The 24,241-nt window shown below is 72.7% G+C and carries 17 protein-coding genes and 1 tRNA gene; 11 read left to right on the top strand and 7 right to left on the bottom strand.

Features of this window, described 5'->3' with window-relative positions:
• Nucleotides 1–27: 27 nt before the first annotated feature.
• Together IPH07_08895 and IPH07_08890 are read right to left on the bottom strand one after the other, a co-directional pair.
• The gene (locus IPH07_08895; protein MBK6917502.1) at nucleotides 28–1,770 is read right to left on the bottom strand and encodes an acyl-CoA dehydrogenase family protein; all 1,743 of its coding nucleotides are present in this window, start codon (nucleotides 1,768–1,770) and stop codon (nucleotides 28–30) included.
• Between the two features lie 120 nt (nucleotides 1,771–1,890).
• A complete protein-coding gene (locus IPH07_08890; protein MBK6917501.1) occupies nucleotides 1,891–4,815 on the bottom strand; it encodes a protein kinase in 2,925 nt (974 codons plus the stop codon).
• A 51-nt stretch (nucleotides 4,816–4,866) separates the two neighbouring features.
• Between IPH07_08890 and IPH07_08885 the strand changes: the two genes are divergently transcribed.
• A complete protein-coding gene (locus IPH07_08885; protein MBK6917500.1) occupies nucleotides 4,867–5,532 on the top strand; it encodes a sigma-70 family RNA polymerase sigma factor in 666 nt (221 codons plus the stop codon).
• Nucleotides 5,533–5,743: 211 nt separating this feature from the next.
• Nucleotides 5,744–5,820 (top strand) — tRNA-Pro (locus IPH07_08880).
• On the opposite strand, the gene IPH07_08875 is transcribed toward IPH07_08880, so the two are convergent.
• Nucleotides 5,799–7,517: an amidohydrolase family protein gene (locus tag IPH07_08875; protein ID MBK6917499.1), complete on the bottom strand. Its 1,719-nt coding sequence runs from the start codon at nucleotides 7,515–7,517 to the stop codon at nucleotides 5,799–5,801. The two genes, IPH07_08880 and IPH07_08875, sit on opposite strands and share 22 nt — an antisense overlap.
• A 78-nt stretch (nucleotides 7,518–7,595) precedes the next feature.
• On the opposite strand from IPH07_08875, the gene IPH07_08870 reads away from it, so the two are divergent.
• Nucleotides 7,596–7,988 (top strand): hypothetical protein, encoded by a 393-nt coding sequence (locus IPH07_08870; GenBank protein ID MBK6917498.1) that lies wholly within the window; start codon nucleotides 7,596–7,598, stop codon nucleotides 7,986–7,988.
• 23 nt (nucleotides 7,989–8,011) lie between these two features.
• Here the strand turns inward: IPH07_08870 and IPH07_08865 are convergent, their stop codons facing one another.
• Nucleotides 8,012–8,671: a glutathione S-transferase family protein gene (locus IPH07_08865; GenBank protein ID MBK6917497.1), complete on the bottom strand. Its 660-nt coding sequence runs from the start codon at nucleotides 8,669–8,671 to the stop codon at nucleotides 8,012–8,014.
• A 52-nt stretch (nucleotides 8,672–8,723) separates the two neighbouring features.
• Between IPH07_08865 and IPH07_08860 the strand changes: the two genes are divergently transcribed.
• Nucleotides 8,724–9,344 (top strand): helix-turn-helix transcriptional regulator, encoded by a 621-nt coding sequence (locus IPH07_08860; protein ID MBK6917496.1) that lies wholly within the window; start codon nucleotides 8,724–8,726, stop codon nucleotides 9,342–9,344.
• Here the strand turns inward: IPH07_08860 and IPH07_08855 are convergent.
• Nucleotides 9,325–10,689, bottom strand: coding sequence for a sigma-54-dependent Fis family transcriptional regulator (locus IPH07_08855; protein MBK6917495.1), 1,365 nt, complete (start codon nucleotides 10,687–10,689; stop codon nucleotides 9,325–9,327). The two genes, IPH07_08860 and IPH07_08855, sit on opposite strands and share 20 nt — an antisense overlap.
• Before the next feature lie 224 nt (nucleotides 10,690–10,913).
• On the opposite strand from IPH07_08855, the gene IPH07_08850 reads away from it, so the two are divergent.
• From IPH07_08850 to IPH07_08835, 4 genes are all read left to right on the top strand, one after another.
• Nucleotides 10,914–11,396 (top strand): hypothetical protein, encoded by a 483-nt coding sequence (locus tag IPH07_08850; GenBank protein ID MBK6917494.1) that lies wholly within the window; start codon nucleotides 10,914–10,916, stop codon nucleotides 11,394–11,396.
• On the top strand, nucleotides 11,393–12,451 hold the full coding sequence (locus IPH07_08845; protein ID MBK6917493.1) for a serine/threonine protein kinase: 1,059 nt from the start codon (nucleotides 11,393–11,395) through the stop codon (nucleotides 12,449–12,451). Before IPH07_08850 ends, IPH07_08845 begins: the two co-directional genes overlap by 4 nt.
• 131 nt (nucleotides 12,452–12,582) lie before the next feature.
• The gene (gene purF, locus IPH07_08840; GenBank protein MBK6917492.1) at nucleotides 12,583–14,046 is read left to right on the top strand and encodes an amidophosphoribosyltransferase; all 1,464 of its coding nucleotides are present in this window, start codon (nucleotides 12,583–12,585) and stop codon (nucleotides 14,044–14,046) included.
• A gap of 176 nt (nucleotides 14,047–14,222) precedes the next feature.
• Entirely contained in the window at nucleotides 14,223–17,021 is a 2,799-nt protein-coding gene (locus IPH07_08835) for a protein kinase (GenBank protein ID MBK6917491.1), read from the top strand.
• On the opposite strand, the gene IPH07_08830 is transcribed toward IPH07_08835, so the two are convergent.
• Entirely contained in the window at nucleotides 16,993–17,892 is a 900-nt protein-coding gene (locus IPH07_08830) for a hypothetical protein (GenBank protein ID MBK6917490.1), read from the bottom strand. The two genes, IPH07_08835 and IPH07_08830, sit on opposite strands and share 29 nt — an antisense overlap.
• Before the next feature lie 239 nt (nucleotides 17,893–18,131).
• Between IPH07_08830 and IPH07_08825 the strand changes: the two genes are divergently transcribed.
• From IPH07_08825 to IPH07_08815, 3 genes are read left to right on the top strand one after another with little or no spacing between them, the layout of a single operon-like run.
• Nucleotides 18,132–20,096, top strand: a complete 1,965-nt coding sequence (locus IPH07_08825) for a PD40 domain-containing protein (GenBank protein MBK6917489.1) — start codon at nucleotides 18,132–18,134, stop codon at nucleotides 20,094–20,096.
• Nucleotides 20,097–20,152: 56 nt separating this feature from the next.
• Nucleotides 20,153–20,785, top strand: coding sequence for a hypothetical protein (locus tag IPH07_08820; protein ID MBK6917488.1), 633 nt, complete (start codon nucleotides 20,153–20,155; stop codon nucleotides 20,783–20,785).
• Between the two features lie 11 nt (nucleotides 20,786–20,796).
• Entirely contained in the window at nucleotides 20,797–21,636 is an 840-nt protein-coding gene (locus IPH07_08815; GenBank protein ID MBK6917487.1) for a hypothetical protein, read from the top strand.
• A gap of 1 nt (nucleotide 21,637) precedes the next feature.
• Here IPH07_08815 and valS read toward each other — a convergent pair whose 3' ends face one another.
• Nucleotides 21,638–24,193 carry a valine--tRNA ligase gene (gene valS, locus IPH07_08810; protein ID MBK6917486.1) on the bottom strand — a complete coding sequence of 852 codons (2,556 nt, stop codon included), beginning with the start codon at nucleotides 24,191–24,193 and terminating at the stop codon, nucleotides 21,638–21,640.
• Nucleotides 24,194–24,241 lie beyond the last annotated feature (48 nt).

The following is a 24,241-nucleotide window of genomic DNA, read 5'->3' as shown; positions in this document are numbered from 1 at the left end:
CTTTCGCGGGCCGGCCCGCCCACGACGCTAGAGGTTGTCCCAGGGGAACTTCTCCTGCTCGACCACGAAGTCGGCGAGCGACTTGATGGTCTCGTCGTCGTTGTCGTCGACCCGTGCCAGTGCGTCGTCGATGCGGCGGCGGGCCTGGTGCATGAAGGCGTGCAGGATCTCCAGCTCGCGCGCGGACCCGGCGGCGCCCTTGGCCAGCACCGAGGCGTTGACGCGGCTCATCACCGATGCCAGCACGAAGAGATCGATCATGATGTTGGCCAGCCGGCTCGAGGCGAACTGCTTGCCGATGATGTGCTTGCCGTGCTTGCGCAGGATCCGATCGGTCGCGGTCGCGAGCGCGCGGGTGCACTGCTCGAAGATGGCCGCGGCGTCGCCGAGCGGCGCCTCGAGCTTGGTGAAGCTGCGCTTGCCGCCGCCCAGGCCGGTCGCGAGCGCGGCGCGACGCAGTGCGTAGGCCGACATCACGCCGAAGCCCTTGATGGGATCGTCGAACACGCCGCGCAGGCTGCTCGAGAGCTCGCGCAGCTGGGTGCCGACGTCGTTCATCGCCGACAGCGCGATGAACAGTCGCAGCACCTCGTTGGTGCCCTCGAAGATGCGGTTGATGCGGGCGTCGCGGACCACCCGCTCGTAGGGGTACTCGCGCATGAAGCCGTTGCCGCCGGCGACCTGCAGCGCCTCGTCGGCGGTGCGCCACAGCGCCTCGCTGGCGAACACCTTGGAGATCGCAGCCTCGATTGCATACTCCTCGTAGCCCTGATCGATGATGCCGGCGACCAGGTTCACCACCGACTCGGCGGCGTAGGTATCGATCGCCATCTGGCCCAGCTTCTGCTTGACCAGGCCGAACTCGGCGATCGGTCGCCCGAACTGCTGGCGGGTCTTGGCCTGCTTGGCCGCGAGCTCGATGAGTCGCTTGCTGGCCCCGACCGCGCCGCCGCCCAGGCCGGTGCGACCGTTGTTGAGGATGTGCATCGCGACCTTGAAGCCGCCGTGCTCGGGGCCGAGCAGGTGATCGGGGGTGACGCGCACGTTGTCGAAGTACACGCTGGTCGTCGAGCTCGCGCGCAGGCCCATCTTGTCCTCGTGCGGGCCGACGCTGACGCCCGGCATGTCGCGCGTGACGATGAAGCCCGACAGCTTGCCGCGCTCGTCGACGCCGCCGGTCTTGGCGAACACCGTGAAGAAGCTGGCGATGCCGCCGTTGGTGATCCAGAGCTTGCTGCCGTTCAGGATCCAGTCGTCGCCGTCCTTGACCGCGGTGGTCTTGATCGAGGCGGCATCCGAGCCGGCGCCGGGCTCGGTCAGGCAGAACGCGGCGATCATCTCGCCCGAGGCCAGCGCGGGCATCCAGCGGGCCTTCTGCGCGTCGGTGCCGTAGAGCAGCAGGCCGCGCATGCCGATCGAGCTGTGCGCGCCGATCGTCACCGCCACCGATGCGTCGTGGCGTGCGACCTGCTGCAGCGTGCGCGAGTAGGCGGCGGCGTGCATGCCCATGCCACCGTGCTGCTCGGGGATCACGAGCCCGAACAGCCCGAAGCTGCGCAGCTCGTCGACGAATGAGGGCGGCAGCTCGCCGGCGTGGTCCCAGCTGCGGAAGTCGGCCTCGTGGGGCGCGAGCAGCTGGTCGACCGAGTCGACCACCGCGCGCAGCGTCTCGCGCTCCTCGTCGGCGAGCGCGGGGTAGGGGAGGATCACGTCCTGCTCGATCTCACCCAGACACAATGCGCGTACGAAGCTGATGCTGCGGTCGACCATGCGTCGACAAGCCTAGCAGCCCGCGGTGAGGCGCCGCGACGCCGACACCGCGGGCGACCGAGGGCCGCGGTGGTCGGGTGCGGGCGGGGTTTGCGACGCCGCTTCGCCGGTGACGGCCCGCTACGGGCCACCGTGGGCGGCGAGCCAGCGCTCGACCGCACGTGCGTCGTCGCGGTTGGTGTCGTCGTCGCGGAAGGCCTCGCGGGCCCGCACCGCGGCGGCGACGGCTGCGTCGGCGTGCCCGTGCAGCGCGTGCAGCTGCGCCAGCACGAACTCGGCGCGACCGCGATCACGCGGACCGACGGCGGGGTCGGCCGCGGCGAGCGCGATCACCTCGGACGCGTGGGTCGACGCGTCGTCGGTGCGGCCGGCCTCGAGGTCGACCCGCGCGAGCGCGGCGACATACTCGGCGCGCGCCGACGGCGGCACCGCGGGCTGGCGATCGGCGAGGGCGATGGCCTCGCGCAGGCTCGCGGTGGCGGGCTCGAGCATGCCGGACGCGCGCTCGGCCTCGCCGAGTTGGGCGAGCGTCACGGCCAGCTCGGGGTGATCCGCCGGCAGGGCGGTGCGCTGCTTTGCGAGCGCCTCGCGGTGCAGCGCGGCGGCGGTCGCGAATCGACCGCGTCGCAGCTCGACCCAGCCCAGCGCGTTCAGGGCGAGCGCCTCGTCGGCGCCGGCGTCGGGGGTCGCCACGTAGATGTCGCGCGCCCGCTCGAGCGGCGGGATGGCCTCGTCGAGTCGGCCGGCAGCTGCGAACGCCAGCCCCAGGTTCAGCTGCGGCGCGGCGGCCTCGTAGCCGCGCACGGTGTCGCCGGCGAACGTGATCGCCGTTTGGAGATCGGTGATCGCGGCATCGAAGCGATGCAGCAGGTAGTGGCACAGCCCGCGGTTGTTGTAGGCCTGCGCGAGCTGGGGGTGCCCCGCGCCGTAGATGCGCTCGAGTCGGGCGATGATCTCGTCGTACTCGGCGAGCGCCTCGGCGTGGCGTCCGCTGGCGTCGAGCGCCGCGGCCAGCTCGATGTGCAGCTGCGTGCCCTGGAAGCTCTCCAACGGGGCCTCGTGGCCGCGCTCGAGCGCCGTGCGCATGACCGTCACGGCCTCGTCGTTGGCGCCGGCGCGCTGCAGTACCTGCGAGCGGGTGGTCGCCACCGAGTCCGCCAGCTCGGGCGCCGCCGCGCCGCGCTCGATGTCGGCGGCCGCGTGGTCGAGCCAGATCTCGGCGGCGGCGCGATCGCTGTGCATCACGCCCGCGAGGTAGCCGAGCATGCTCGCGAGCGGCGCGGCGTGCTCGTCGTCGCCGACCGCCCGCGACGCGAAGTAGGCCCGGTGCAGTCGCGTCTGCGCGCGCGCGTGATCACCGTGCTCGAAGTCGATGCGCGCGCGCTGCTGCTCGAGCCGCGCCAGCAGCGGCGCCCAGCCGATGGCTTCGGCCTCGCGCGCGACGACCTCGAGGCGGGCGCTGGCGTCGTCGCGTCGGCCGATGTCGATCTCGAGTGACGCGGTGTCGATTGCGGCGCCGAGCGCCTCGAGCGTGCGCCGCACCTCGGGATCGGCCGGCGGCGGCACGCGGGCGAGCAGGTACTCGGCGTCGGAGCAGGCCTCGAAGCTGGGCACGTCGTCGACGAGCCGCGCCAGTCGGCCGCGGGCCTCGGCGTTGTCGGCGAGGAATTCGAGGGTCGTCTGCAGGCTGCCGATGCGCGCATCGAAGCAGGCGCGCGAGCGATCGAGCAGCGCCTCGCTCTGCGAGCCGTGCACGCGGGTGGCCTCGCACGAGGCCCGTCGCGCAGCGACCCAGCCGTCGAACCACGCGTCGATCTCGCCCCGCACGCGCAGCCAGCCCTCGTGGGCCGACACGCCGTCGCCGGCGAACGCCTGCTCGACGCGTTCGCGCAGCTGCCCGTCCCACACCTGTGCGGCGCGAACCTTGGCGTCGCCGCAGGGATCCGGGCGCGAGGTCAGGCCCACGCCGATGCCGACCGCGGCGGTGAGGCCGACCACCGCGACGCCGCCGACGACCCAGCCCCGTCGACCGGTGCGACGCACGCCGCGCTCCATGGTCGCGACCACGGCGTCCATGTCGGGCAGTCGCGCGCGCGGATCGATCGCGAGCATGTGACGGACGAGGCGTCGCAACCATCGCGGTGTGCCGCGCAGGTCGGTGGGTGTCACGAGGTCGGCGTCGCTGGCGAGCCAGTTGGGCATGTCGCCGAACGGCCGCTGGCCCCACAGCGCCTCGTGCAACGCGACGCCGAACGCGAACTGATCGACCGCGGGGGTCACGGAGCCGCGGCCGTGCTGCTCCGGGGCCATGTACGCGGGCGTGCCGAGCACGGCATCGGTGCGGGTGAGCACCGCGAGCTCGGGCCGCCGCGGGCGCGACGACGATGTGTCGCTGGAGATGTCCGCGCTCGACACGGTGTCGTGGTGCGCGCGCGCGAGCCCGAAGTCCGCCACGCGCACGCGACCGTCGCGACCCACCAGCACGTTGTCGGGCTTGAAGTCGCGGTGGACGAGCCCGGCGTGGTGGGCGGCCGCGAGCCCGCGGGCGGCCTGCAGATAGACCTCGAGCAGGGCCTGCCAGGTGCGCGCGCGTTGCTCCTGCCACGCGCGCAGGGTCGGGCCATCGACGAACTCCATCGCGATGTACACCGAGCCGGCGTGCTCGCCGACCTCGTGCACGACCAGCACGTTGGGATGGCTGAGCTGCGCCATCGCCTGGGCCTCGCGCGCCAGCCGGGCGGTCGCGCGATCGCTGCGACGGCCGACCAGCTTGATCGCGACCTCGCGATCGAGCCTGTCGTCGCGCGCCAGGTAGACCACGCCCATGCCGCCCTCACCGAGGCGCGCGCGCACCTCGAAGTGGACGCCGATGCGCTGGCCGGGCGTCAACGCGGTCGGCGGGATCGCGAGCGGTCCGAGCCCCTCGGGCACGAGATCGCGGACCCACTCGCCGATGTCGCTGTCGACGTCCGAGAAGCTGTCGGGCGGGAGTGACCGGGTCGCGCCGGGCAGCGTCGAGGGCAGACCCGGGTCGTCGGCGCTCACGTTCGACAGGGTACCGGAGCCCGACGGGCTTCGTTATGATCCCAGGCTGCGATGGCACGAGACCCCCAAGCCGAGGCCGCGCGCACGGCCGCGCTGGCGGACCTCGAGCGGGAGATCCAGGCACTCGTCCAGGCCGGTAGCGTCGCGGCCGCGGCGACCCGCGCGGTCGAGGGCTACGGCCCCGAGCTGCTGGGCTACCTCTTCGCGGTGGCGAAGAACCACGACGATGCCGAGGAGATGTTCAGCGAGCTGTGCGAGAAGCTGTGGCGCAACCTCGCCGCGTTCCGCTGGGACTCGAGCTTCCGCACCTGGGCCTACGCGATCGCCCGCAACCTCGTGCGCGAGGGCTGGCGGCAGGGCCAGCGACAGGGTCGGGTGGTCGCGCTCTCGAGTGCCCCCGAGGTCGCGCAGAAGGTCCAGGCGATCCGCACCACGACGGTCGCGTACATGCGCACCGAGACCAAGAAGCGCCTCGAGCTGCTGCGCGCCATGCTCGACGAAGACGACCGCACGCTGTTGGTGCTCCGCGTCGACCGCCGCATGTCGTGGCGCGACATTGCAGCCGTGATGGCCGACGCCCGCGAACTCGCGCTCGGTGGTGGCGACCTCGACAAGTTCGCCGCCAAGCTGCGCAAGCGTTTCGAGCGGGTCAAGGAACGCCTGCGCGCCAAGCTGGCCCCCGAGGCACTGGACGACGACGAGCCCAGCGCGCCGTGACTGCGGGCAGCGGCTGACGCGACCGTCGCCACAAGAGGGCAGCCCGGTCGTCCGTCGTCGCGGACGCGCTCTTCGGACCGGCCCGCCCGCCCGGGGTCCCGCAGGCATCCGCCCGCCAGCGGCAAACGCGCGCGTTGACGGCCGCCCCGGGCGTCGGTACAAAGCCGGCCCGCTGGCCCATTCGTGGGGCAGCGGCAAGAAAAGAAGAGTTCGGGGCGTAGCGCAGTCTGGTAGCGCGTTCGGTTCGGGACCGAAAGGTCGGAGGTTCAAATCCTCTCGCCCCGACCAACTCTTCTCCGCCCACGCGGTTCGCTCGCTGCCCACGCGCCGTGGACGACGCGACCGTCGACGAGCGTTGCGAGCACGCGCGTGTCGGCGATCTCGGTCGCGGGGATCGTCAGCAGGTTCCGGTCGAGCACTGCGAGGTCGGCTCGCTTGCCGACCTCGATCGTGCCGCTGTCGTGGTCGAGGCGCAGCGCCCACGCGCCGGTCGTCGTGTACGCGCGCAGGATCGTGGCGACGTCGATGGTCTCCTGCGGGATCCATGCGGCACCGACGTCGACGTCGGGATCGCGGCGGGTGACGGCGACCTCCATGGCGCGCAGCGGGTTCATCGACGACACCGACCAGTCGCTGCCGGCGACGAGGCGCGCACCGTGCTCGGCGAGGCTGCGGAAGGGATACAGCCACCGCGCGCGCGTGGGTCCGAGCACGGGCTCGGTGAGATCGGTGATGTACGCGTCGGGGTAGGCCCACAGCGGCTGCAGGTTGGCGATGACGCCGAGCGCGGCGAAGCGCGGCAGGTCGGCGGGGTCGACCAGCTGCACGTGGGCGATCATGTCGCGGCGCTCGCGGGCGGGGTTGCTCGCGCGGGCCTGCGCGAGGGCATCGAGGCTTTCGCGGATCGCTCGATCGCCGATCGCGTGCACGTGGAGGTCGAAACCCAGTCGATCGGCCTCGAGCACGATGGCGCTCAGGCGAAGGGCGGGCAGCGCGAGCGCGCCAGCATCGGCGCCACCTTCGTAGGGCTCGAGCAGCGCGGCGGTGTGCGACTCGATCACGCCGTCGGCGAAGATCTTGATCGCGCTCGCACGCAGCCACGCGGGATCGGCGGTGAGGGCATCACGGGTGGCCCGCAGCGCCGCGAGCTGCTCGGGGCCGCGGCTCGGATCGATGTGCAGCGCGACGACGACCCGGGCGGTCAGCTCGCCGCGCTGCGCCAGCGCGACGTAGGCGGCGAGCACCTCGGGGGTCGCGTTGGCCTCGTGCAGCGCGGTGATGCCGTAACCATGCGCCAACGCGAGCGCGCGACGCAGCCCCGCCTCGCGCTCGGCTGCCGTCGTCGCCGGGAGCTCGCGCTCGACCAGCGCCATCGCGGCCTCGCGCAGCGTGCCGGTGGGTGCACCGTCGGGGCCACGCTCGATGCGTCCGCCGGGCGGATCGGGGGTCGTGGCGTCGATGCCCGCGGCACGCAGCGCGGCGGTGTTCACCCACGCCGAGTGGCTGTCGGCGGCGCCGAGGTACGCCGGCCGATCGCCCACCAGCGCGTCGAGATCCGTCGCACGCGGGTGGGCGTCGTCGAACAGCGTGAGGTCCCAGCCACCGCCGCGCAGCCACGCGCCCGCCTGGGTCTCGTCGCAGCGGCGGATGGTCGCCGCGAGGGCCTCGCGCGTGCGCGCCTCGTTGAGGTCGCACTGTCCGAGCTCGACCCCGCCGGTCACGGGATGCACGTGCGCGTCGACCAAGCCCGGCACGATCATCGCGCCATGCAGCGACACCACCTCGGTGTCGGGCCCGACGTGGCGCAGTGCATCGTCGTTGCTGCCGACCGCGACGATGCCCCCGCCGCGCACGGCGATTGCCTGTGCGAGCCCGTCGTCGACGCCGGTATGGACGGTCGCGTCGACCAGCACGAGCTCGGCCGGCGTGCTCGCGCAGGCGCTCGCGAGCCACGCGAGCAGCGTCGCAGACCGGGCACGGTTCAAGGTTCGCGCAGCATACCCAGAAAACCCGCGCGGTCGAGTGTCGGCGAGCTTCGGCTTCGCGGTACGCTCGCGCCGACGATGGACGCCCTCGCGATCGCCCGCTTCGTCCACCTCGTCGCTGCTGCGACCTGGACCGGCGGTCTCATCGTGCTCGCGGTCGCCGTGATCGCGCTGCGGCGCGCCGGCGCCGATCGAGCGCTGCTGCAGGCGGTCGCGCGCGCGTTCGGCCGCGCGTCGTGGGTCGCGATGGCGCTGGCGGTCGTCACCGGCCTCGCGCAGGTGTCGTGGATGCAGCTGCCGTGGAGCTACGGCCGTCTGCACGGCAAGCTCGCCGCGGTCACCGTGACGATCGCGTTGGCGGCCTATCACCAGCTGACCGCCCGCACCGCGAGCCCACGTGCGCGAGGCATGATCCAGGCTGCGATCCTGGCGTCGAGTCTGGTGGTGTACGCGGCCGCGGTCGCGCTCTGATCGGCGGCTTGAAGTCCTGCGGGTCAGTCGCGGTCCGGCGCGCCGAGCGGGAACAGCGGGCGGTACGGTCGCGCCGCCTCGACCGCGCGGGCGAACGACGGCCGCGCGAGCAGCCGCTGGCGATACGCCCGCAGGTTCGGGTAGCCCTCGCCGATGGGGTGCACCCAGTCGGCGTAGAAGAGCGACGGCGCGGCGGCGCAGTCGGCCAGCGTGAAGTCGTCGCCCACCGCCCACGCGTGGCCGGCGAGGCGACGTTCGAGCCAGGCGTAGGCGCGCTCGAGTCGCTCGCGCGCAATCGCGTGGCCCTCCTCGCGCTGGGTCGGCAGCCGGCCGAGTGAGCTGTCGACCGCGACCTGCATCGCCTCCATCACGTGCAGGTCGAAGAAGCGATCCATGAAGCGCACCTCGAGCGCGGCCATCGGCTCGGCCGGCAGCAGCTGCATCGGCCCGGGATGCGCGAGCTGCAGGTACTCGATGATGATGGTGGTCTCGACCACGTCGCGATCGCCGTCGACCAGCAGCGGGAACCGTCGCAGCGGCCATCGCTCCAGCCACTGCGCGGTGTACTCGGGGTGCTGCTCGCCGAAGGCGCGGTACTCGAAGGGCGTGCGGTTTTCGTAGAGCGCGACCAGGGCCTTCTGCGTGTACGAGGAGAAGGGGTGGCCGTAGAGCGCGAGCGGCATGGTGGACCTGTGGTGGAGCGTAGCACTTGCGAAATGCAAGTGGTTGAACCGTATGCCGACTCATTGCATCTTGCAAGTGGAAGCGAGCGCTGTGCCCCCGACCCGTCGATCTGGCTGCCCCATCAACCTCACCCTCGAGCAGCTCGGCGATCGGTGGAGCCTGATCGTCATCCGCGACCTCATGTTCGGCAACCGCCGCAGCTACGGCGAGCTGCTCGACCGCAGCGAGGAGGGCATCGCCTCCAACATCCTTGCCGACCGGCTCAAGCGCCTGGTCGGGGCGAAGTTGCTCTCGCGGCGCACCGATCCCGCGCACGCGCAGCGAGGCATCTACAGTCTCACCGAGGCTGCGATCGAGCTGCTGCCGCTGCTCGTTCACATGGGCGCATGGGGCGTGCGGCACACCCGACCCAGCCGTGCGCTCTCGGTGCGCGCGCAGATCCTCGCGCAGGGCGGGCCGCCGCTGTGGGCGGCGTTCATGGACGAGCTCCGCCACCTCCACCTCGGCGCACGGCCGCCCGCGCACTCGGTGTTTGCCGAGCTGCAGGCCGCGTACGAGGCGGCGATGGCGGGACGTCGGTCGTCCGCCGCGACGGCAGCGCGCGCAGGTCCGAGGGCGGCGTACCCCCGGCGCGAGGCGGCGCCGCGGCCGGCTAGGACACGCCGGGCGTGAGTCGGTAGGTGCGGATCTTCCGGTCCAGCGTCGGCCGCGAGATCCCCAGCAGCGCGCATGCGCGTCGCTTGTGCCAGCCGGTGTCGGCCAGCACGCGCTGGATGTGCTCGCGCTCGAGCTGCGCGAGCGTCGGCGGGCCGTCGCGCCGGGGATCGAGCGCGACCCGCCCTGCGTCGTCGTCCGGGGGCGGCGCGAACTCGATGCGGTCGAGCGCACGCTCGTCGACCACGCCGCTGCCCGACAGCACCAGCGCGCGCTGCAGCACGTTGCGGAGCTCGCGGACGTTGCCGGGCCAGGTGTGCGCGCGCAGCCGGGGCAGTGCCGCGGGGTCGAGGGTCGGATTCGCGATGCCGAGCTCGTGACCGATGCGCAGCAACAGGTCCGCACACAGCGGCGCCAGGTCCTCGCCGCGCTCGCGCAGGGGCGGCAGCTGCAGCGACACCGCGTCGAGGCGGTGGAACAGGTCGGCGCGGAAGCTGCCGCCGGCGATCTCGTCGCCGAGGTCGCGATTGGTCGCCGCGACCACGCGCACGTCGAAGGTCCGCGCACGCGTCTCGCCCACGCGCTCGAAGCAGCGCTCCTGCAGCACGCGCAGCAGCTTCGGCTGCAGCGCGAGGTCGAGCTCACCGATCTCGTCGAGGAACAGCGTGCCGCCGTCGGCGGCCTCGATGCGACCGGGGCGATCCTGCAGCGCGCCGGTGAAGGCCCCCCGCGACGCACCAAACAGCTCGGCCTCGAGCAGGCCGCTCGACAGCGCGGCACAGTTCACGGCCACGAACGGTCGCTCGCGCCGTGCACTCCACTCGTGCAGCGCGCGTGCGACCAGCTCCTTGCCGGTGCCGGTCTCGCCGGTGATCATCACGCTCACGTCGGTGCGCGCGACCCGGGCGATGTCCTTGTAGAGGCTGCGCATGCGCGGGCTGGTGCCGACCAGGCTCGGTGGGGCCAACACCGGCGACGACTCGGCGGGCTGCGACGCGGCCCCGCGGCCGGCCAGCGCCTGCTCGAGTGCGTCGATGAGCTCGTCGTGATCGAACGGCTTGAGCAGGAACTCGCACGCGCCGTACTGGATCGCGCGGGCGGTGTGATCGAATGCCGACTCACCGCTCAGCATCACCACCGCCGGCGGGTGCGTGCGCTGGCCCAGGCTGGTCAGCAGATCGGTGCCGTAGCCGTCGCCGAGGTGGAGATCGAGCAGCACGATGTCGAAGTTCTGCTGCGTCAGTGCACGCATGGCCGACGCGAGGCCGTCGGCGAGGGTGACGGCGTAGCCCTGGCCCCGCACCGAGCGTTCGAGCCCGCGTCGCATGAGCGGGTCGTCATCGACGATCAGCAGCTGTGCCACCTTGGGTCGGTCATAGCGTCGACGGCCGCGCTGTCCAGGGCTGTCGCGCGCGGCGGCCCGCATCGGTCCACCTCGGTGGGGCGCCCGTGCACGTGTCACCCGTCGTGACCATCGGGCGATCCGTCGAGGTCACGCATCGTGGTCGCCAGGGGCGCTCGCGGATCGGTCCGTCGTCGCCCTCACTCGACAATTGCGGCGGCGCCGCGGTTGCACGGCATCCGCGCATGGACTCCCGCGGCAGCGCCCCACCACCGCCGTTCGATCCGATGTCGAGCTGGGATCGCGCGGGCTTCCTGCAGACGCTGCGCAGCATCACGCTCGGCTTCGGCGAGCTCTCGACCCGCCATGCTCGCGGGCGGCCGGCGCCCGGCGAGGGCTTCGCTGCGGCCGAGCACGGCCCACGGCTGCACTGGCCGGCGACGCTGCGCACCGGCACGCGCCCCCATGTCGGCACGCTGGTCGGGTTCACCACGCGCATGGCGACGTGGGTGCCCGAACAGCCGCTCGACGCCCTCGACGTCGGTGACATCGCCCGCCTCGAGCTGCGCCCCCCCGAGGACTCCGTCGTGGTCGAGCTCAACGTCGCGCTGCTGCGGGCGTGGATGCCCATGGTGTTCACCTACGTCGCCGCGCCGATCCTGTTGCGGCTCGGCACCGCCCGTCACGCGCGGTCGGACCCCTTCGCCAAGACGCGGGTGGAACCGTGAGCACCACCGCGAGCACCTCCGCCGCCGAGACCAACGTCGGCGGTCGCTATGTCCTGGGTCGACGCATCGGTGAGGGCGGCCTCGGCATCGTGTTCGAGGCGGTCGACCTCACCACCCGCCGCGAGGTGGCGATCAAGTTGATGCGTGCCCGCGATGGGCGCGAGCCGCCCGCGCTGCGCAGCGATCGCGAGGCGTGGATGACTGCCGCGGTGCAACACCCCCACGTCGTCGAGGTGATCGACGCGGGCCCGCTGTCCGGCGGCGGCAGCTTCATCGCGATGGAGCTGCTGCGCGGCCGTACCCTGCGGGAGGAGCTGAATGCCCACGGCCCCCTGCCGGGCCGGTGGGTCGCTGCGGTCATGGCGGGCGTGATCGATGCGCTCGCGAGCGCGCACGAGGCCGGCATCGTGCACCGCGACCTCAAGCCCGACAACGTCATGCTCACCACGCGCGGCGGGCTCCTGCACGCCAAGCTGCTCGACTTCGGGTTGGCGGCGCCGGTCACCGACCCGGTCGCGATGCCGCGGCTCACCGCGGTCGGCACCATGCTCGGCACCATCGCGTACATGGCCCCGGAGCAGGTGGTCGGGCTGCCGCCGACCGCCGCGCTCGATGTGTACGCGCTCGGCGTGGTGCTGCACGAGCTGCTCACGGGGGTCCTGCCCTACGACGACCGCGGTGACGCCAGCCTGCTGTACGACAAGACCCTCGGCGTGGTGCGCCTCGATGCGCTCGACGCCGTCGTCGAAGGTGCGGCGTGGCGGGCGTTGATCGAGCCGATGCTGGCGCTCGATCCATTGCTGCGCCCGGCAGTCGGGACCATCGCGGCGGCGATCGAGGTGCTCGCCGGGGCCGACGCCGCGCAGCAGCCCAGCGCCGTGCCCACGTGCTCGCCGCGCGAGCGTCGAGCCACCGCGCCGCGCTCGCATGGCCCCGTGCGCCGCAGGCTCGCGATCGTGACGCTCGCGCGGGCGTGGCTGGGCGGGCTCACTGCCCTGGGGCGGAGCAAGCTGGGCGCGACCGCACGCGCGATCCCCAGCGACGACGGTGCCTGACGCGCGGCCGAAGGTGATCGTGCACGGCCGCTGCCCGCCGACATCGCGACCGCCGCGGCCGGGGGCGGCCACGGCCTGCGCGCGCGTCGGTTCCCCACGCGCGCGCGCAGCCGTGCTAGGAGAGCCCTCGCATGTGTGGCTTCGTCGGCATCGTTTCGTCGTCTGCGGTCGCGCCCGAGATCCACATCGCGTTGCAGGCGCTGCAGCACCGCGGGCAGGACTGCGCCGGCATCGCGACCATGCGCGGCGACGGTCACGAGTTCTTCGCCCATCGCGGGCTCGGTCAGGTCTCGTACGCGTTCCCGCCCGAGGCCCTCGCGACGCTGGAGGGCCCGGTGGGCTTGGGCCACGTGCGCTACCCGACCATCGGTCGCGGGCTGCTGCGCGACGCGCAGCCGTTCTTCTTTCGCCAGCCCGGCGTGCTGATGGCGCACAACGGCAACATCACGAACTTCCGCGAGCTCAAGGACTCGCTGCGCGAGCGCTCGATCCACCTGCTCTCGCAGTGCGACGTCGAGCCGGTGATGTGCGAGTTCGCCGACGCGCTGAACCTCGCGCGGCGCTCGGGCCACACCATCGACGACGCGATGGCCGCGCTCGGCGAGGTCCGCAAGCGCGTCCGCGGCAGCTACTCGATCGTCGCGGCACTGATGCTCGACGGCAAGCCGACGCTGCTGGTGTTCCGCGATCCCAATGGCATCCGGCCGGCGGTGCTCGGACGGCGCGGCGCCGGGCCCGAGACCGCCTGGATCTGCGCCAGCGAGACCGTCGCGCTGGACGTGCTGGGCTTCGAGCGACAGGAGGAGCCCAGCCCCGGCGAGGCGTTGTTCCTGCGCGCCGGTGAGCCGGTGATCCGCCGCGCGCTGCCGCAGGCCGAGCGGACCCCGTGCGTGTTCGAGCACATCTACTTCGCGCGACCCGACTCGATCATCGACGAGCGCGGGGTGTACCAGTCGCGCCTGGCCCTCGGCCGCGCGCTCGCGGAGCGCATCACCGCCAAGGGTATCGTCGCCGACGTGGTGGTGCCGGTGCCCGACACCGCGCGACCTGCCGCCGCGGCGATGGCCGAGGCGCTGGGCTGGCCCCTGCGCGAGGGCTTCATCAAGAATCGCTACAGCGGTCGGACCTTCATCATGCCCGACGCGCTCACGCGGATCTCGGCGCTGCGGCTCAAGCTCAACCCGCTGCGGTCGGAGATCGAGGGGCGCCGCGTGCTGTTGGTCGACGACTCCATCGTTCGCGGCACCACGCTCAAGCGCGTCAACGCGCTGCTGCGGGAGGCCGGCGCGGCCTCGGTGCACCTCGCCATCCACGCGCCGCCGGTGCTGCACCCGTGCTTCTTCGGCATCGACATGTCGACCGAGGAGGAGCTGTTCGCCCGGCGCTTCGCCGGCGACCTCGCGGCGCTCGAGCGCGACGCCGCGGCGGCGCTCGAGGTCGAGTCGCTGACGTACCTGCCGATCGAGGCCATGGACGCCGCGCTGCCCGGTCCGCGCTGCGCCGCCTGCTTCGACGGCAAGTACCCGCAGCGGGTCGATCTCGGCGATCGCAGCAGCATCGTCGCCGATCGACGCGGGCGCGACGGCGCTGCCTGACGCCCGCGCGTTCACGCCCGTGCGTCGGGGCCGGCGCCACCGACCTCGGGCCGTGCGCGCGGCAGGGGCGCGACCCCCATCGTCGCGCGCTTTCCCCCGTCATCCCGGTGGCTTTGCGGTGACGACCGGGGCATCGTGCGAGCGTGGGCGCGCGCGCGTGCGTCTTGGGTGATCGGGTGAGCGCAATCCAATCGTCCGCGAGCATCGAGGTCGGGTGTCCTGGGGTCGATACGATCCTCGCGTACGTCGACCGCGTGCTCGATGCGGCGAGCTGCGAGCGCATCGAGCTGCACGTCGACGGCTGCCCGGCGTGCGCGGCGGTGATCGCCCACGCCGTGCGGGAGCAGAGCTCTGGCGCCCGGGTTGCCGTCGTGGCCTCGACCCGTGGCGGACCCGAGTCGTCGTCGTCGTGGTCACAGCAGCCGCTGCCGCTGCGGGTCGGTCGCTACGTGGTGCTGCAGTGCATCGGCCGCGGCGGCATGGGGGTGGTGTGCGCCGCGTTCGATCCGCGGCTGCAGCGAAGCGTCGCCGTGAAGCTGCTGCGGCCCGATCGCGACGACCCAGGCGCGGCTGCACGGCTGCGCCGCGAGGCGCGGGCACTGGCGGCGCTGGCCCACCCCAACGTGGTGGCGGTGTTCGAGTGCGGTGCGCTCGAGGACCGCGATGGCGAGTACCTGGTGATGGAGCTCATCCACGGCGAGACGCTGCGCAGCTGGTGCGCGCGCACGAGGCCCCGCGTCGCCGCGGTGATCGAGGCCTACGTCGCGGCGGCGCGCGGGCTCGGGGCGTCCCACGCCGCCGGCCTCGTGCATCGCGACTTCAAGCCCGACAACGTGCTCGTCGGTCGCGACGGGCGCGTGTGCGTGACCGACTTCGGCCTCGCGCGCACCATCGCAGCGCCGACGGTCGCCGGTGCCTCGAAGCCGGGCAGCAGCGATGCCGACGCGTCGACGCTCGCCGGCACGCCGACGTACATGGCGCCCGAGCAGCGCGACGGCGGCGTCGTCGGACCCGCGAGTGATCAATACGCGTTGTGCGTGTCGTTGTGGGAGGCGATCGCCGGCGCCGGTCCGAGCCCGGGCCACGCCCGCCGGCTGCCCAAGCGCCTGCGCACGGTGCTCGAGCGCGGGCTCGAGCCCGACCCCGCGCAACGGTGGCCCGACATGGCGGCGTTGGTGGCCGCCCTGCAGCGTGCGCGTCGTCTGCCGCGCGCGCTCGTCGTCACCGCGGTGCTCGGCGTGGCCGCGCTGGCGCTCGGCGTGCGAGCGGAGGCCACCGCACCTGCGCCGTCGATGGTCGCGGTCGATTGCGCGGCGGCGGGTCATCACCTCGATGCAGTCTGGAGCGTCGATCGTCGCGCCACGATCGCCGCCATGGTGGCGCGTGCCGAGGCGCCCGCGGTGCTCGAGGGGCTCGACGCGTGGGTCGATCGCTGGCGACGCCGGGCCGCGACCGCCTGCGCCGACACGCCGGCGCTGCTGGCCGCCGACGGCTGCCTCGCGACCGCGGTGGTCCAGCTCGACACCATGCTCGGCGTGCTCGAGCGCGCCGAGAGCCTCGATCACCACCTGCGCGCGGCGGTCCGCGATCTGCCGGCACCGGAGGCCTGCAGCGAGCACCCAACCGCGACGGTTGCGGTCGCCGACGCGGCCGCCGTGCGCGAGGCGATCGCCCAGGCGGCCGCGCTCGTGCAGGTGCACCGCTTCGACGGCGCGCGTTCGGTCGCGGCGCAGGCGGTGGCGCTCGCGGAGGCCAGCGACGAGGGCCTGTGGGCGGAGGCGCTGGCCGAACAGGCGCTGGTGCTGCATGCCGCGGGCGACTTCGTCGGCGAGGGGGTCGCGGCACAGCAGGCCTACCTGCACGCCGAGGCGGTCGGTCTCGATGCGCTCGCGGCCGCGGTCGCGACCCATCGGGTCTTCACCTGCGCCCAGGTCGAGAACCGCTACGACGACGCCGAGGCGTGGTCGCGGCACGCCGAGTCCGCGATCGCGCGGATGCCCGCTGCCTTGCGCCCGCTGCCGACCGCCCGACTCGCGCTCGCGCAGGCCCACATCGCGGCGGGGGCCGGGCGCATCGACGACGCGCTGGCCGCGGTGTCGCTGGCGATCGAACGCCTGGAGCCGCGCGGCGACGTGCCGGCCTCGGAACTCGCGGGCGCCTACAACGATCGCGGCACCTTGCTGGTCGAGCGCGATCCGGGTGCTGCGCTCGCCGCCTTCGAACAGGCGCTCGACCTCGTGCGATCGCACTACGGCGAGGACCACCCCCGCGTCGCGATGCTGATGAGCAACGTCGCGGGCGTGCACTACTACAGCGGCGAGGTGGCGCTCGCCGTCGAGGGCTTCGACGCGGCCGTCCATCGACTCGAGGCGGTGCTCGGTCAGGGGCACCACGATGTCGCCGGCGCCTACATCAACCTCTCGCTGGCCCAGGACAGCCTGGGTGACCACGTGGCCGCGGCGAGCTCGATGGCGCGGGGCCTCGAGATCCTCACGCGCACGCTCGGCGCCGAGCATCCCGACGTCGCGCTCGCGCAGATCGACCTGGGCGCGTTCGACCTCCGGGCAGGCGACATCGACACCGCCGAGCGGCGCTTCCGCGACGCGCTCGGCACCCTCGAGCGCACCGTGGGCCCGCACCACCTCTACTGCACCAACGCGCTCGAGGGCCTCGCGCGTGTCGCCGAGCTGCGCGGGTGGCCGGCGCAGGCGGTGCCGCTGCGCGAGCGCGCGCTGGCGATCGCGCTGCGCGAACAGCTCGGCCCGCCAGAGCTGACCGCCGCGCGGGTGTCGTTGGCGGATGCGCAGCTCGCCGCGGGCGACGGCGCGGGCGCGCGCCGGAGCATCGAACTCGCCCGTGCCGCGCTCGCCGAGGCCGCCGACACCCTCGACGACGCCACACGAGACGAACTCGAGGCGGTGCTGCGCGCGTGGCCCGACGACGAAGTCAACGCCCCGCGCGGAGGATCCGACTGAGCGTGATCGCCATCGCGCTCTCGATGCCGGCCAGCTCGCGCTCGAGCCCCTCGGCGTCGACCTGCAGTAGCTCACGCATGCGCGTGCGCACGGCGGTGACGAGCTCCGCACGCACCGCCGCGAGCTGGCGCCGCGCGGTCGAGCTGCTCACGCGGTAGATGCCGGCGATCTCGTCGATGCCGAGCTGGTGGACGAAGGCGTAGCGGAGCATGTTGCGCTCGCGGGGGCGCAGCGCGGCGGCGGCCGCCTCCAACGCGGTGCGGAACGCGTCGCGCGGGCCCTGGCGCAGCGCCGCCAGCTCGGGGTCGCCGTAGGCCGCGGCGATGCCCGCGTCATCGCCCTCGCCGGCGTCGCCGGTGGCCGCATCGGCGTCGGCATGCCGGTGGTGATCGAGGGCGATGCGGCGGGCAACCACGCTGATCCAACGCCCCAGCGGCCCGCGACCGGCGTAGTCGGCCAGTCGCGGCGGGCGATCGCCCTGCGCCACCAGCAGGTGTCGCAGGACCGCCTGCTCGAGCTCGTCGGCAGTGGCGGCGTCGGCGATGCGACCGAGACCGCGTCGGATGTCACCGCGGTGACGCTCGCGCAGGCGCGCGGGCGCGTGCGGGGCTCCGTTTACGCACGCGCACGCGAGCGCGAGGTCGTCGACCGCGATGCGCTCGATGAGCGCCCGCTCGGCATCGGTGGGCAAGCGCCGACCGACGTAGCTTGCGAAGCTCGCGGGGTCGAGCGCCGCCGGTGGCATCGCGGCGAGCGCCTCGCGGCAGCGCGCGAGCAGCTGCTCGCACAGCGCAGGATCGTCGCGCAGGGCCGCCGCGGCGGCCGGTGGCGCCGCGTCGACGAGCAGCTCTGCGCGCAGTGTCGCGTCCATCGCGTTCGAACCATCGTACCCGTGCGTGCCGGCGGCGGTGATGCCCTGCGTCGCGATCGCATGCGGCAGCTGCGCTTGGTCGCGGACGGAGTCACAGGGCGGTTCTGGAGCCCGTCTGCGACAGATTGCGCGATCGCGATGGGAGCCATCGCCGGTGCGCGCGTCGAGGGGACGAGGGCAGCTCGTCGGCCCGTGGATGTTGGATGACACCGTCGAAGTTCGGTCGAATCGCGCGCGCCATGCTCACGACCTCGCTCGCCGCCTGCGGGGTCGAAGCGCCGGGTGCGATCGCGAGCCTCGGGGGGGAGGCCGATGCTGGCATCGTGCCGGGCGACACCGACGGATCCGACACGAAGGGCAGCGGCGACGACGGCGAGGTCGAGGTGGTGTCGATCGAGATCGAGCCCGCCAACGCGGTGATCGAGATCGTGCAAGGCGTGCTGCCGCCGGCGCTGCCGTTCGCCGCCCATGGCGTCACCGCCGAGGGCGAGCGCGTGCCGCTGTCGGGCACGTGGGGGTTCGATCGCCCCGACCTCGCGACCTTCGACGGCGCGGGGTTGGCCGCGACGGGTCTGGCCGGCGGCACCGGCACCGTGCGCTTCGCGGCGTCCGCGGGTGAGGCCGAGACCCTCGCGAGCATCCGGCTGGTGCTGGTCGACGACCCCGAGGGCGTGGGCCCCGGCGTCGCGCAGGCGTTCGACGACGCGGTGCTGCCCGATCCCGCACTCGAGCTGGCGTATCCCTACGATCGCACCGTGTTCCCGCGGGGTCTCGCAGCCCCGCAGCTGATGTGGAACGGCGGCGGTGCGGGCGACGTGTACCGCGTGCGCCTGGTCGCCAATACCTTCGACTTCACCGGCTACGCCACCTCGCCGCCGCCGTCGCGCTACACCATGCCGAGCGTGCCGCAGGACGTATGGCGCACGCTGACCGACTCGGTGGTCGGCGACGTGACGCTCGAGCTGCAGCGGCACGACGGCACCCAGGCCTATCTGCCACGCGCGCAGACCTGGACGCTGTCGACCGCCAACCTCCGCGGCTCGATCTACTACTGGGCCGTCAACCTCGGCGACGTCGTGCGCATCCGACCCGGCGAGTCGGCGCCCAGCACCTTCCTGGAGAAGCAGCCGGGCCAGTGCGTCGCCTGCCACAGCGTCTCGCGCGACGGCAGCACCATCGTCGCGTCGCGTGACGGCGGCGCCAGCCCGTGGTCGGTGTTCGACGCGACCACCGGCCTGTCGCTGATGGGATCGTCGCAATCGTCGGGCTTCCAGGCGATCTCGCCCGAAGGCGACTACGTGCTGTGGCGACAGTGGCAGGACGAGACCTTCACGCCGACCTCGATGCTGCTGAGCTGGGCGGGCGACGACGTGCCGCTGGCAACGCTCGAGGCCCCCGGCGGCACGCCGGTGCACCCGGCGTGGGCCCCCGACGGCCACACCGTCGCGTTCGGCGTGCGCAGCGACGGCAACGGCCTCGACTTCACCCACTCGTCGCTGTGGCTGGCCGACGTCGACGTCGACACCCCGCAGTTCTCCAACCTGCGGCAGGTCGTCAGCGAGGACGCGACGCGGCCGACGATCACGTATCCGACGTTCTCGCCCGACTCGCAGTGGATCGCATTCGGTCGTGCGACCGCGTCGCGCACCCGCGGTGCCGACGGTGAGCTGTGGCTGGTCGACACCGCGGGCGAGACGGCGCTGTTGCTGGCGGCTGCCAACGGCGGCGACGCGGTGCCGGCCTCACAGCGTCACGCCAGCTACGAGCCAACCTTCTCGCCGGTCGCCGCGGGCGGTTACTTCTGGCTGGTGTTCGTCTCGGAGCGGGCCTACGGCAACCTGTTGGTCGACGAAGATCCGACCACCCGGCGCAAGCAGCTGTGGGTCACCGCGATCGATGCGAGCCCGACCGCCGGCGGTGACCCCAGCCACCCGGCGTTCTGGCTGCCCGGGCAATCGCCCGACGATCACAACATGCGCGGTAGCTGGGCGCTCAGCCCCTGCAAGGCGCTCGGCGCCTCGTGCGAGGCGGGCTACGAGTGCTGCGAGGGCTTCTGCATCTACGACGAGGCTTCGGGCGGCAACGTCTGCGGCGAGCCGCAGTCGTGCGCGCAGCAGGACGACGCGTGCGAGAGCGCGGCCGATTGCTGCGACGACGACGCGGTGTGTATCGGCGGCTTCTGCTCGCAGCCGTTCATCCCATGAGCCGCGGACGCGCCGCGATCTCCTCGATCCCCATCGTCCCCGAAGAGGGTTCATCCATGTCACCGTCGATCCTCCGTCGATCCTCCGCATGCATCGCGCTGGCGGCCGCGGCCCTGGCCCTGGCGCCGGCGCAGCTGTCGGCTGCGAAGGCCAAGCTGTTCGTGGTCTACGAGGCCGAGCACGATTGCGTGGTCTATCCCAACTATCCCAAGCCCGGCGTGAAGGGCCAGAAGCTGGGCTGGACCATCCCCAAGGGTGACACCGTCATCTGGCGCTACAACGTCAACGACACCTGGGCGGTGGTCAGCGATCCCTCGCGGTCGCGCAAGCGCTTTCCGTGGTGGGGCTTCACCCGCAAGAGCTGCATCGGCAGGTCGAAGACGCAGAAGGACTACCCCGCCGGCATCCCGGTACCGAGCCGCGTGCGGCAGGGACGGAGCCACGTCGCGTCGTCGGGGTGGCGCGAGGTCGACTACGATCAGGGGCCCACCGCGATCGTGCAGCACGGCGTGCGCCTGCGGAAGAACGGCACCCTGCGCGACCGTGCGAACTTCGTGGTCGGCAACGTGTTCGCCGAGTGGCACGTCGACGTCACCGGCATCACGCGCTCGGGCGGGCACTGGGTCTACGTGTACTCGCCGGCGGCGCGCAAGTGGGGCTACGTCGAGGCGGAGAAGCTCGATCGATGAAGGGGAACGGCATGACGATGCGATGCTCACTCGCTCTGCTCACGGCGCTGGTGGCCTGTCGCGCGAGCCCGGGCGCCAGCGAGGACGCCGCGTGCGGCGGCCTGCAGCCACTGTGCGTGCAGGACTGCGCCGACGCCACGATCGTCGACGCGGTGTGCGGCGTCGACGGGGCCTGGAGCTGCGGCGCCGCCCTGGTTGCGGACGACTGCGAGGTCGCGTGTCTCGACGCACCGACGGTGTGCGTGACCAGCTGCGACGAGGCCTATGGTCCCGATGGCGCACCGGCGGCCGGCTACGACGCCGAATGCGTCGACGGGGTCTGGAGCTGCGACGAGGGCACTGCGCGCGACGCCTGCGGCGTCTGCCCCGGCGTCGCGCCCGAGTGCGTGGTCGACTGCGAGGGTGGCCTCGCCGGCGGGCTCGCGCGCTGCGACGGCGCGTCGTGGGTCTGCGACGTCGGCGTGCTGGGCTCGAGCTGTGCGCCGTGCGAGGGTGCCGAGCCGCTCGAGTGCGTGGTCGCGTGTGACGAGGGTGAGATCTATCCCGCGACCTGCGTCGACGATGGCTGGGACTGCGGCGACGGCGTGCTGCTCGATGCCTGCAGTGGTGCCTGCGAGGGGGGCTCGATGGCCTGCGTCGAGGCCTGCGGCGGCGCGGCGATCGGTGAGGCCACCTGCGAGCAGGCGGTGTGGCACTGCGACGCCGGCATCGTGCACATCGATTGCGACCAGCCCTGCGGGCCCGACCCCGCGCCGTGCGTCGACACCTGCGAGAGCTTCGAGCTCTACGACGCGACCTGCGTGGGGCAGGCGTGGGACTGCGGCGACGGGGTCTTCGCGGCCGATTGCTAGCTCAGCCGTCGGCGACGAGCACGACGGTGACCTTCTGCGCACCGACTTCGTAGTCGATGCGCTGCACCTTTCCGGCGTCGCACACGTCGCGTGCAACTGCGGTGACGATCGCAATGCGATCGGCAGCGTCCGACACCGTGACGCTCGCGACCTCGGTCGCGAGCGCGCGCTTGGCCTCGGTCTTGGCGCGGCGGACCTCGCCGAGCACACCACCGGCCAGCTCGAGTGCGAGCGGGTCGCCGTCGCCGGCCGCTTCGCGCAGCGATGCCGCACTCGGCCACGCGGCGCGATGGATCGAGCCCTCGCGCCACCAGCTCCACACCTCCTCGGTGACGTAGGGCAGCACCGGCGCGAACAGCCGCAGCAGGGTGTCGAGCGCCAGCCGCAGCGTGAGCTTGGCGGAGTCGGCCGCGGCCTCGCCGTGGCCGCCGTAGGCGCGGTGCTTGACGAGCTCGAGATAGTCGTCGGTGAACGACCAGAACAGCGACTCGGTGCGCTCGAGGCTGCGTGCGTAGTCGAAGGCCTCGAACGCGGCCGTGGCCTCGTCGACCAGCGCCGCCAGCCGGGCCAGCAGTGCGGCGTCGAGCGGCTCGCAGACCTTCGCGCCCGCGGCCGGCTCGCCCAAGCCCAGCGCGAAGCGGCTGGCGTTCAGCAGCTTGATCGCGAGCTTGCGGCCGATCTTCATCTGGCCCTCGTCGAACGCGGTGTCGGTGCCGGGCCGCCCGCTCGCCGACCAGTAGCGCACCGCGTCGGATCCGTACTGCTCGAGCAGGTGCATCGGCGTGACGACGTTGCCCTTGCTCTTCGACATCTTCTTGCGATCGGGGTCGAGGATCCAACCCGACAGCGCGGCGTGCTTCCACGGCGGCGTGCCGTGCTCGTGGTGGCTGCGGACCATCGTCGCGAACAGCCACGTGCGGATGATGTCGTGGGCCTGCGGTCGCATGTCCATCGGGAACACGCGGCCGAAGAGGTCGTCGTCGGTGCCCCACTTGCCGGCGATCTGCGGCGTGAGCGAGGAGGTCGCCCAGGTGTCCATCACGTCGGGATCGCCGATGAAGCCGCCCGGCGCCCCGCGCTGCGCCTCGGTGAAGCCCGCGGGGCAATCGGTCGAGGGATCGATGGGCAGCCGCGACGCCTCGGGCACCAGCACCTGGTCGTGCAGCGTGTTGCCGGCGTCGTCGATGCGGTACCACACCGGGATCGGCACGCCGAAGTAGCGCTGGCGACTGATGAGCCAGTCGCCCGACAGCCCGCCGACCCAGTTGTCGTAGCGGTGCTGCATGTACGCCGGGTGCCACGTGAGCTCGCCGCCGCGCGCGACCAGGCGCTCGCGCAGCTGCTCGTCGCGGCCGCCGTTGCGGATGTACCACTGGCGGGTCGCGACGATCTCGAGCGGTCGCGACCCACGCTCGTAGAACTTCACCGGATGGCTGATCGGGCGCGGGTCACCGACCATCTCGCCCGACGCCTGCAGCAGCTCGACCACCTTCTTGGCGGCGGCCTTGGCCGCGAGTCCGGCCTGCTGGGCGTATGCGGCACGGCCGGCCTCGGACTCGATCCATGCCGGCGGCTCGGCGAGGAAGCGTCCGTCGAAGCCGATGAGTGCACGGGAGGGCAGCGCCAGCTCGCGCCACCAGGTGACGTCGGTCATGTCGCCGAAGGTGCAGATCATCGCGATGCCGGTGCCCTTCTCGGGGTCGGCCAGGCGGTGGGCGAGCACCGGCACCTGCACGCCGAACAGCGGCGTACGCACGGTCTTGCCGAACAGCGGCTGGTAGCGGGGATCGTCGGGGTGGGCGACGAGCGCCACGCACGATGGCAGCAGCTCGGGTCGGGTGGTGTCGATGCGGAGATCGCCGGCGCCGTCGTCACGGTGGAAGAGCAGCGTGTGATAGGCGCCTGGGACCTCGCGGTCCTCCATCTCGGCCTGTGCGACCGCGGTGCGCTCGTCGACGTCGTACAGCGTGGGCGCGTCCTGCTGATAGGCCTCGCCGCGGGCGAGGTTGCCCAGGAACGCGCGCTGGCTGACGCGTCGCGCGTCGGCGCCGATGGTGGTGTAGAGCAGGCCCCAGTCGAACGAGAGGCCCAGCTTGCGGAACAGCGCCTCGAAGGCCTGCTCGTCGAGCGCGGTGACCTCGAAGCACAGCTCGACGAAGTCGGGCCGGCTCACCGCGATCGCGCGGTGGTCCTTGGGCACGTCACCGCGAAACGGTGCCGTGAAGCTGGGGTCCTTCGGCAGCCGCGGATCGCAGCGCACACCGGTGAAGTTCTGCACGCGCCGCTCGGTCGCGAGGCCGTTGTCGTCCCAGCCGATGGGATAGAACACCGCCTTGCCGCGCATCCGCCAGTAGCGGGCGATGGTATCGGTGTGCGTGTAGCTGAAGACGTGGCCGACGTGCAGCGACCCCGACACGGTCGGCGGCGGGGTGTCGATCGCGAACACCTCGTCGCGGCTGTGCGCGCGATCGAAGCGATAGGTCGCGTCGGTCTCCCAGGTCTTGGCCCACTTGTCCTCGAGCCCGTCGAGGCTCGGCTTGTCGGGAACACGGCTCATGCGGGGGCGAAGCTACCTTGTGTCGGCCCGCCGCGGCCACTGCCCCGT

The sequence above is a fragment of the Deltaproteobacteria bacterium genome (assembly GCA_016709225.1).
Classification (GTDB): domain Bacteria; phylum Myxococcota_A; class Polyangia; order Nannocystales; family Nannocystaceae; genus Xiheibacterium; species Xiheibacterium phototrophicum.
Note: the sequence above shows the minus strand (reverse complement) of the source record. Positions and strands in the feature narration are given on the sequence as shown.

Excerpts from the sequence above, each read along its gene's own strand:
- IPH07_08895 (MBK6917502.1), bottom strand. The coding sequence starts at position 1,770 with ATGGTCGACCGCAGCATCAGCTTCGTACGCGCATTGTGTCTGGGTGAG.
- IPH07_08885 (MBK6917500.1), top strand. The coding sequence starts at position 4,867 with ATGGCACGAGACCCCCAAGCCGAGGCCGCGCGCACGGCCGCGCTGGCG.
- IPH07_08870 (MBK6917498.1), top strand. The coding sequence starts at position 7,596 with ATGGACGCCCTCGCGATCGCCCGCTTCGTCCACCTCGTCGCTGCTGCG.
- IPH07_08865 (MBK6917497.1), bottom strand. The coding sequence starts at position 8,671 with ATGCCGCTCGCGCTCTACGGCCACCCCTTCTCCTCGTACACGCAGAAG.
- IPH07_08860 (MBK6917496.1), top strand. The coding sequence starts at position 8,724 with ATGCCGACTCATTGCATCTTGCAAGTGGAAGCGAGCGCTGTGCCCCCG.
- IPH07_08850 (MBK6917494.1), top strand. The coding sequence starts at position 10,914 with ATGGACTCCCGCGGCAGCGCCCCACCACCGCCGTTCGATCCGATGTCG.
- purF (MBK6917492.1), top strand. The coding sequence starts at position 12,583 with ATGTGTGGCTTCGTCGGCATCGTTTCGTCGTCTGCGGTCGCGCCCGAG.
- IPH07_08830 (MBK6917490.1), bottom strand. The coding sequence starts at position 17,892 with ATGGACGCGACACTGCGCGCAGAGCTGCTCGTCGACGCGGCGCCACCG.
- IPH07_08825 (MBK6917489.1), top strand. The coding sequence starts at position 18,132 with ATGCTCACGACCTCGCTCGCCGCCTGCGGGGTCGAAGCGCCGGGTGCG.
- IPH07_08820 (MBK6917488.1), top strand. The coding sequence starts at position 20,153 with ATGTCACCGTCGATCCTCCGTCGATCCTCCGCATGCATCGCGCTGGCG.
- IPH07_08815 (MBK6917487.1), top strand. The coding sequence starts at position 20,797 with ATGACGATGCGATGCTCACTCGCTCTGCTCACGGCGCTGGTGGCCTGT.
- valS (MBK6917486.1), bottom strand. The coding sequence starts at position 24,193 with ATGAGCCGTGTTCCCGACAAGCCGAGCCTCGACGGGCTCGAGGACAAG.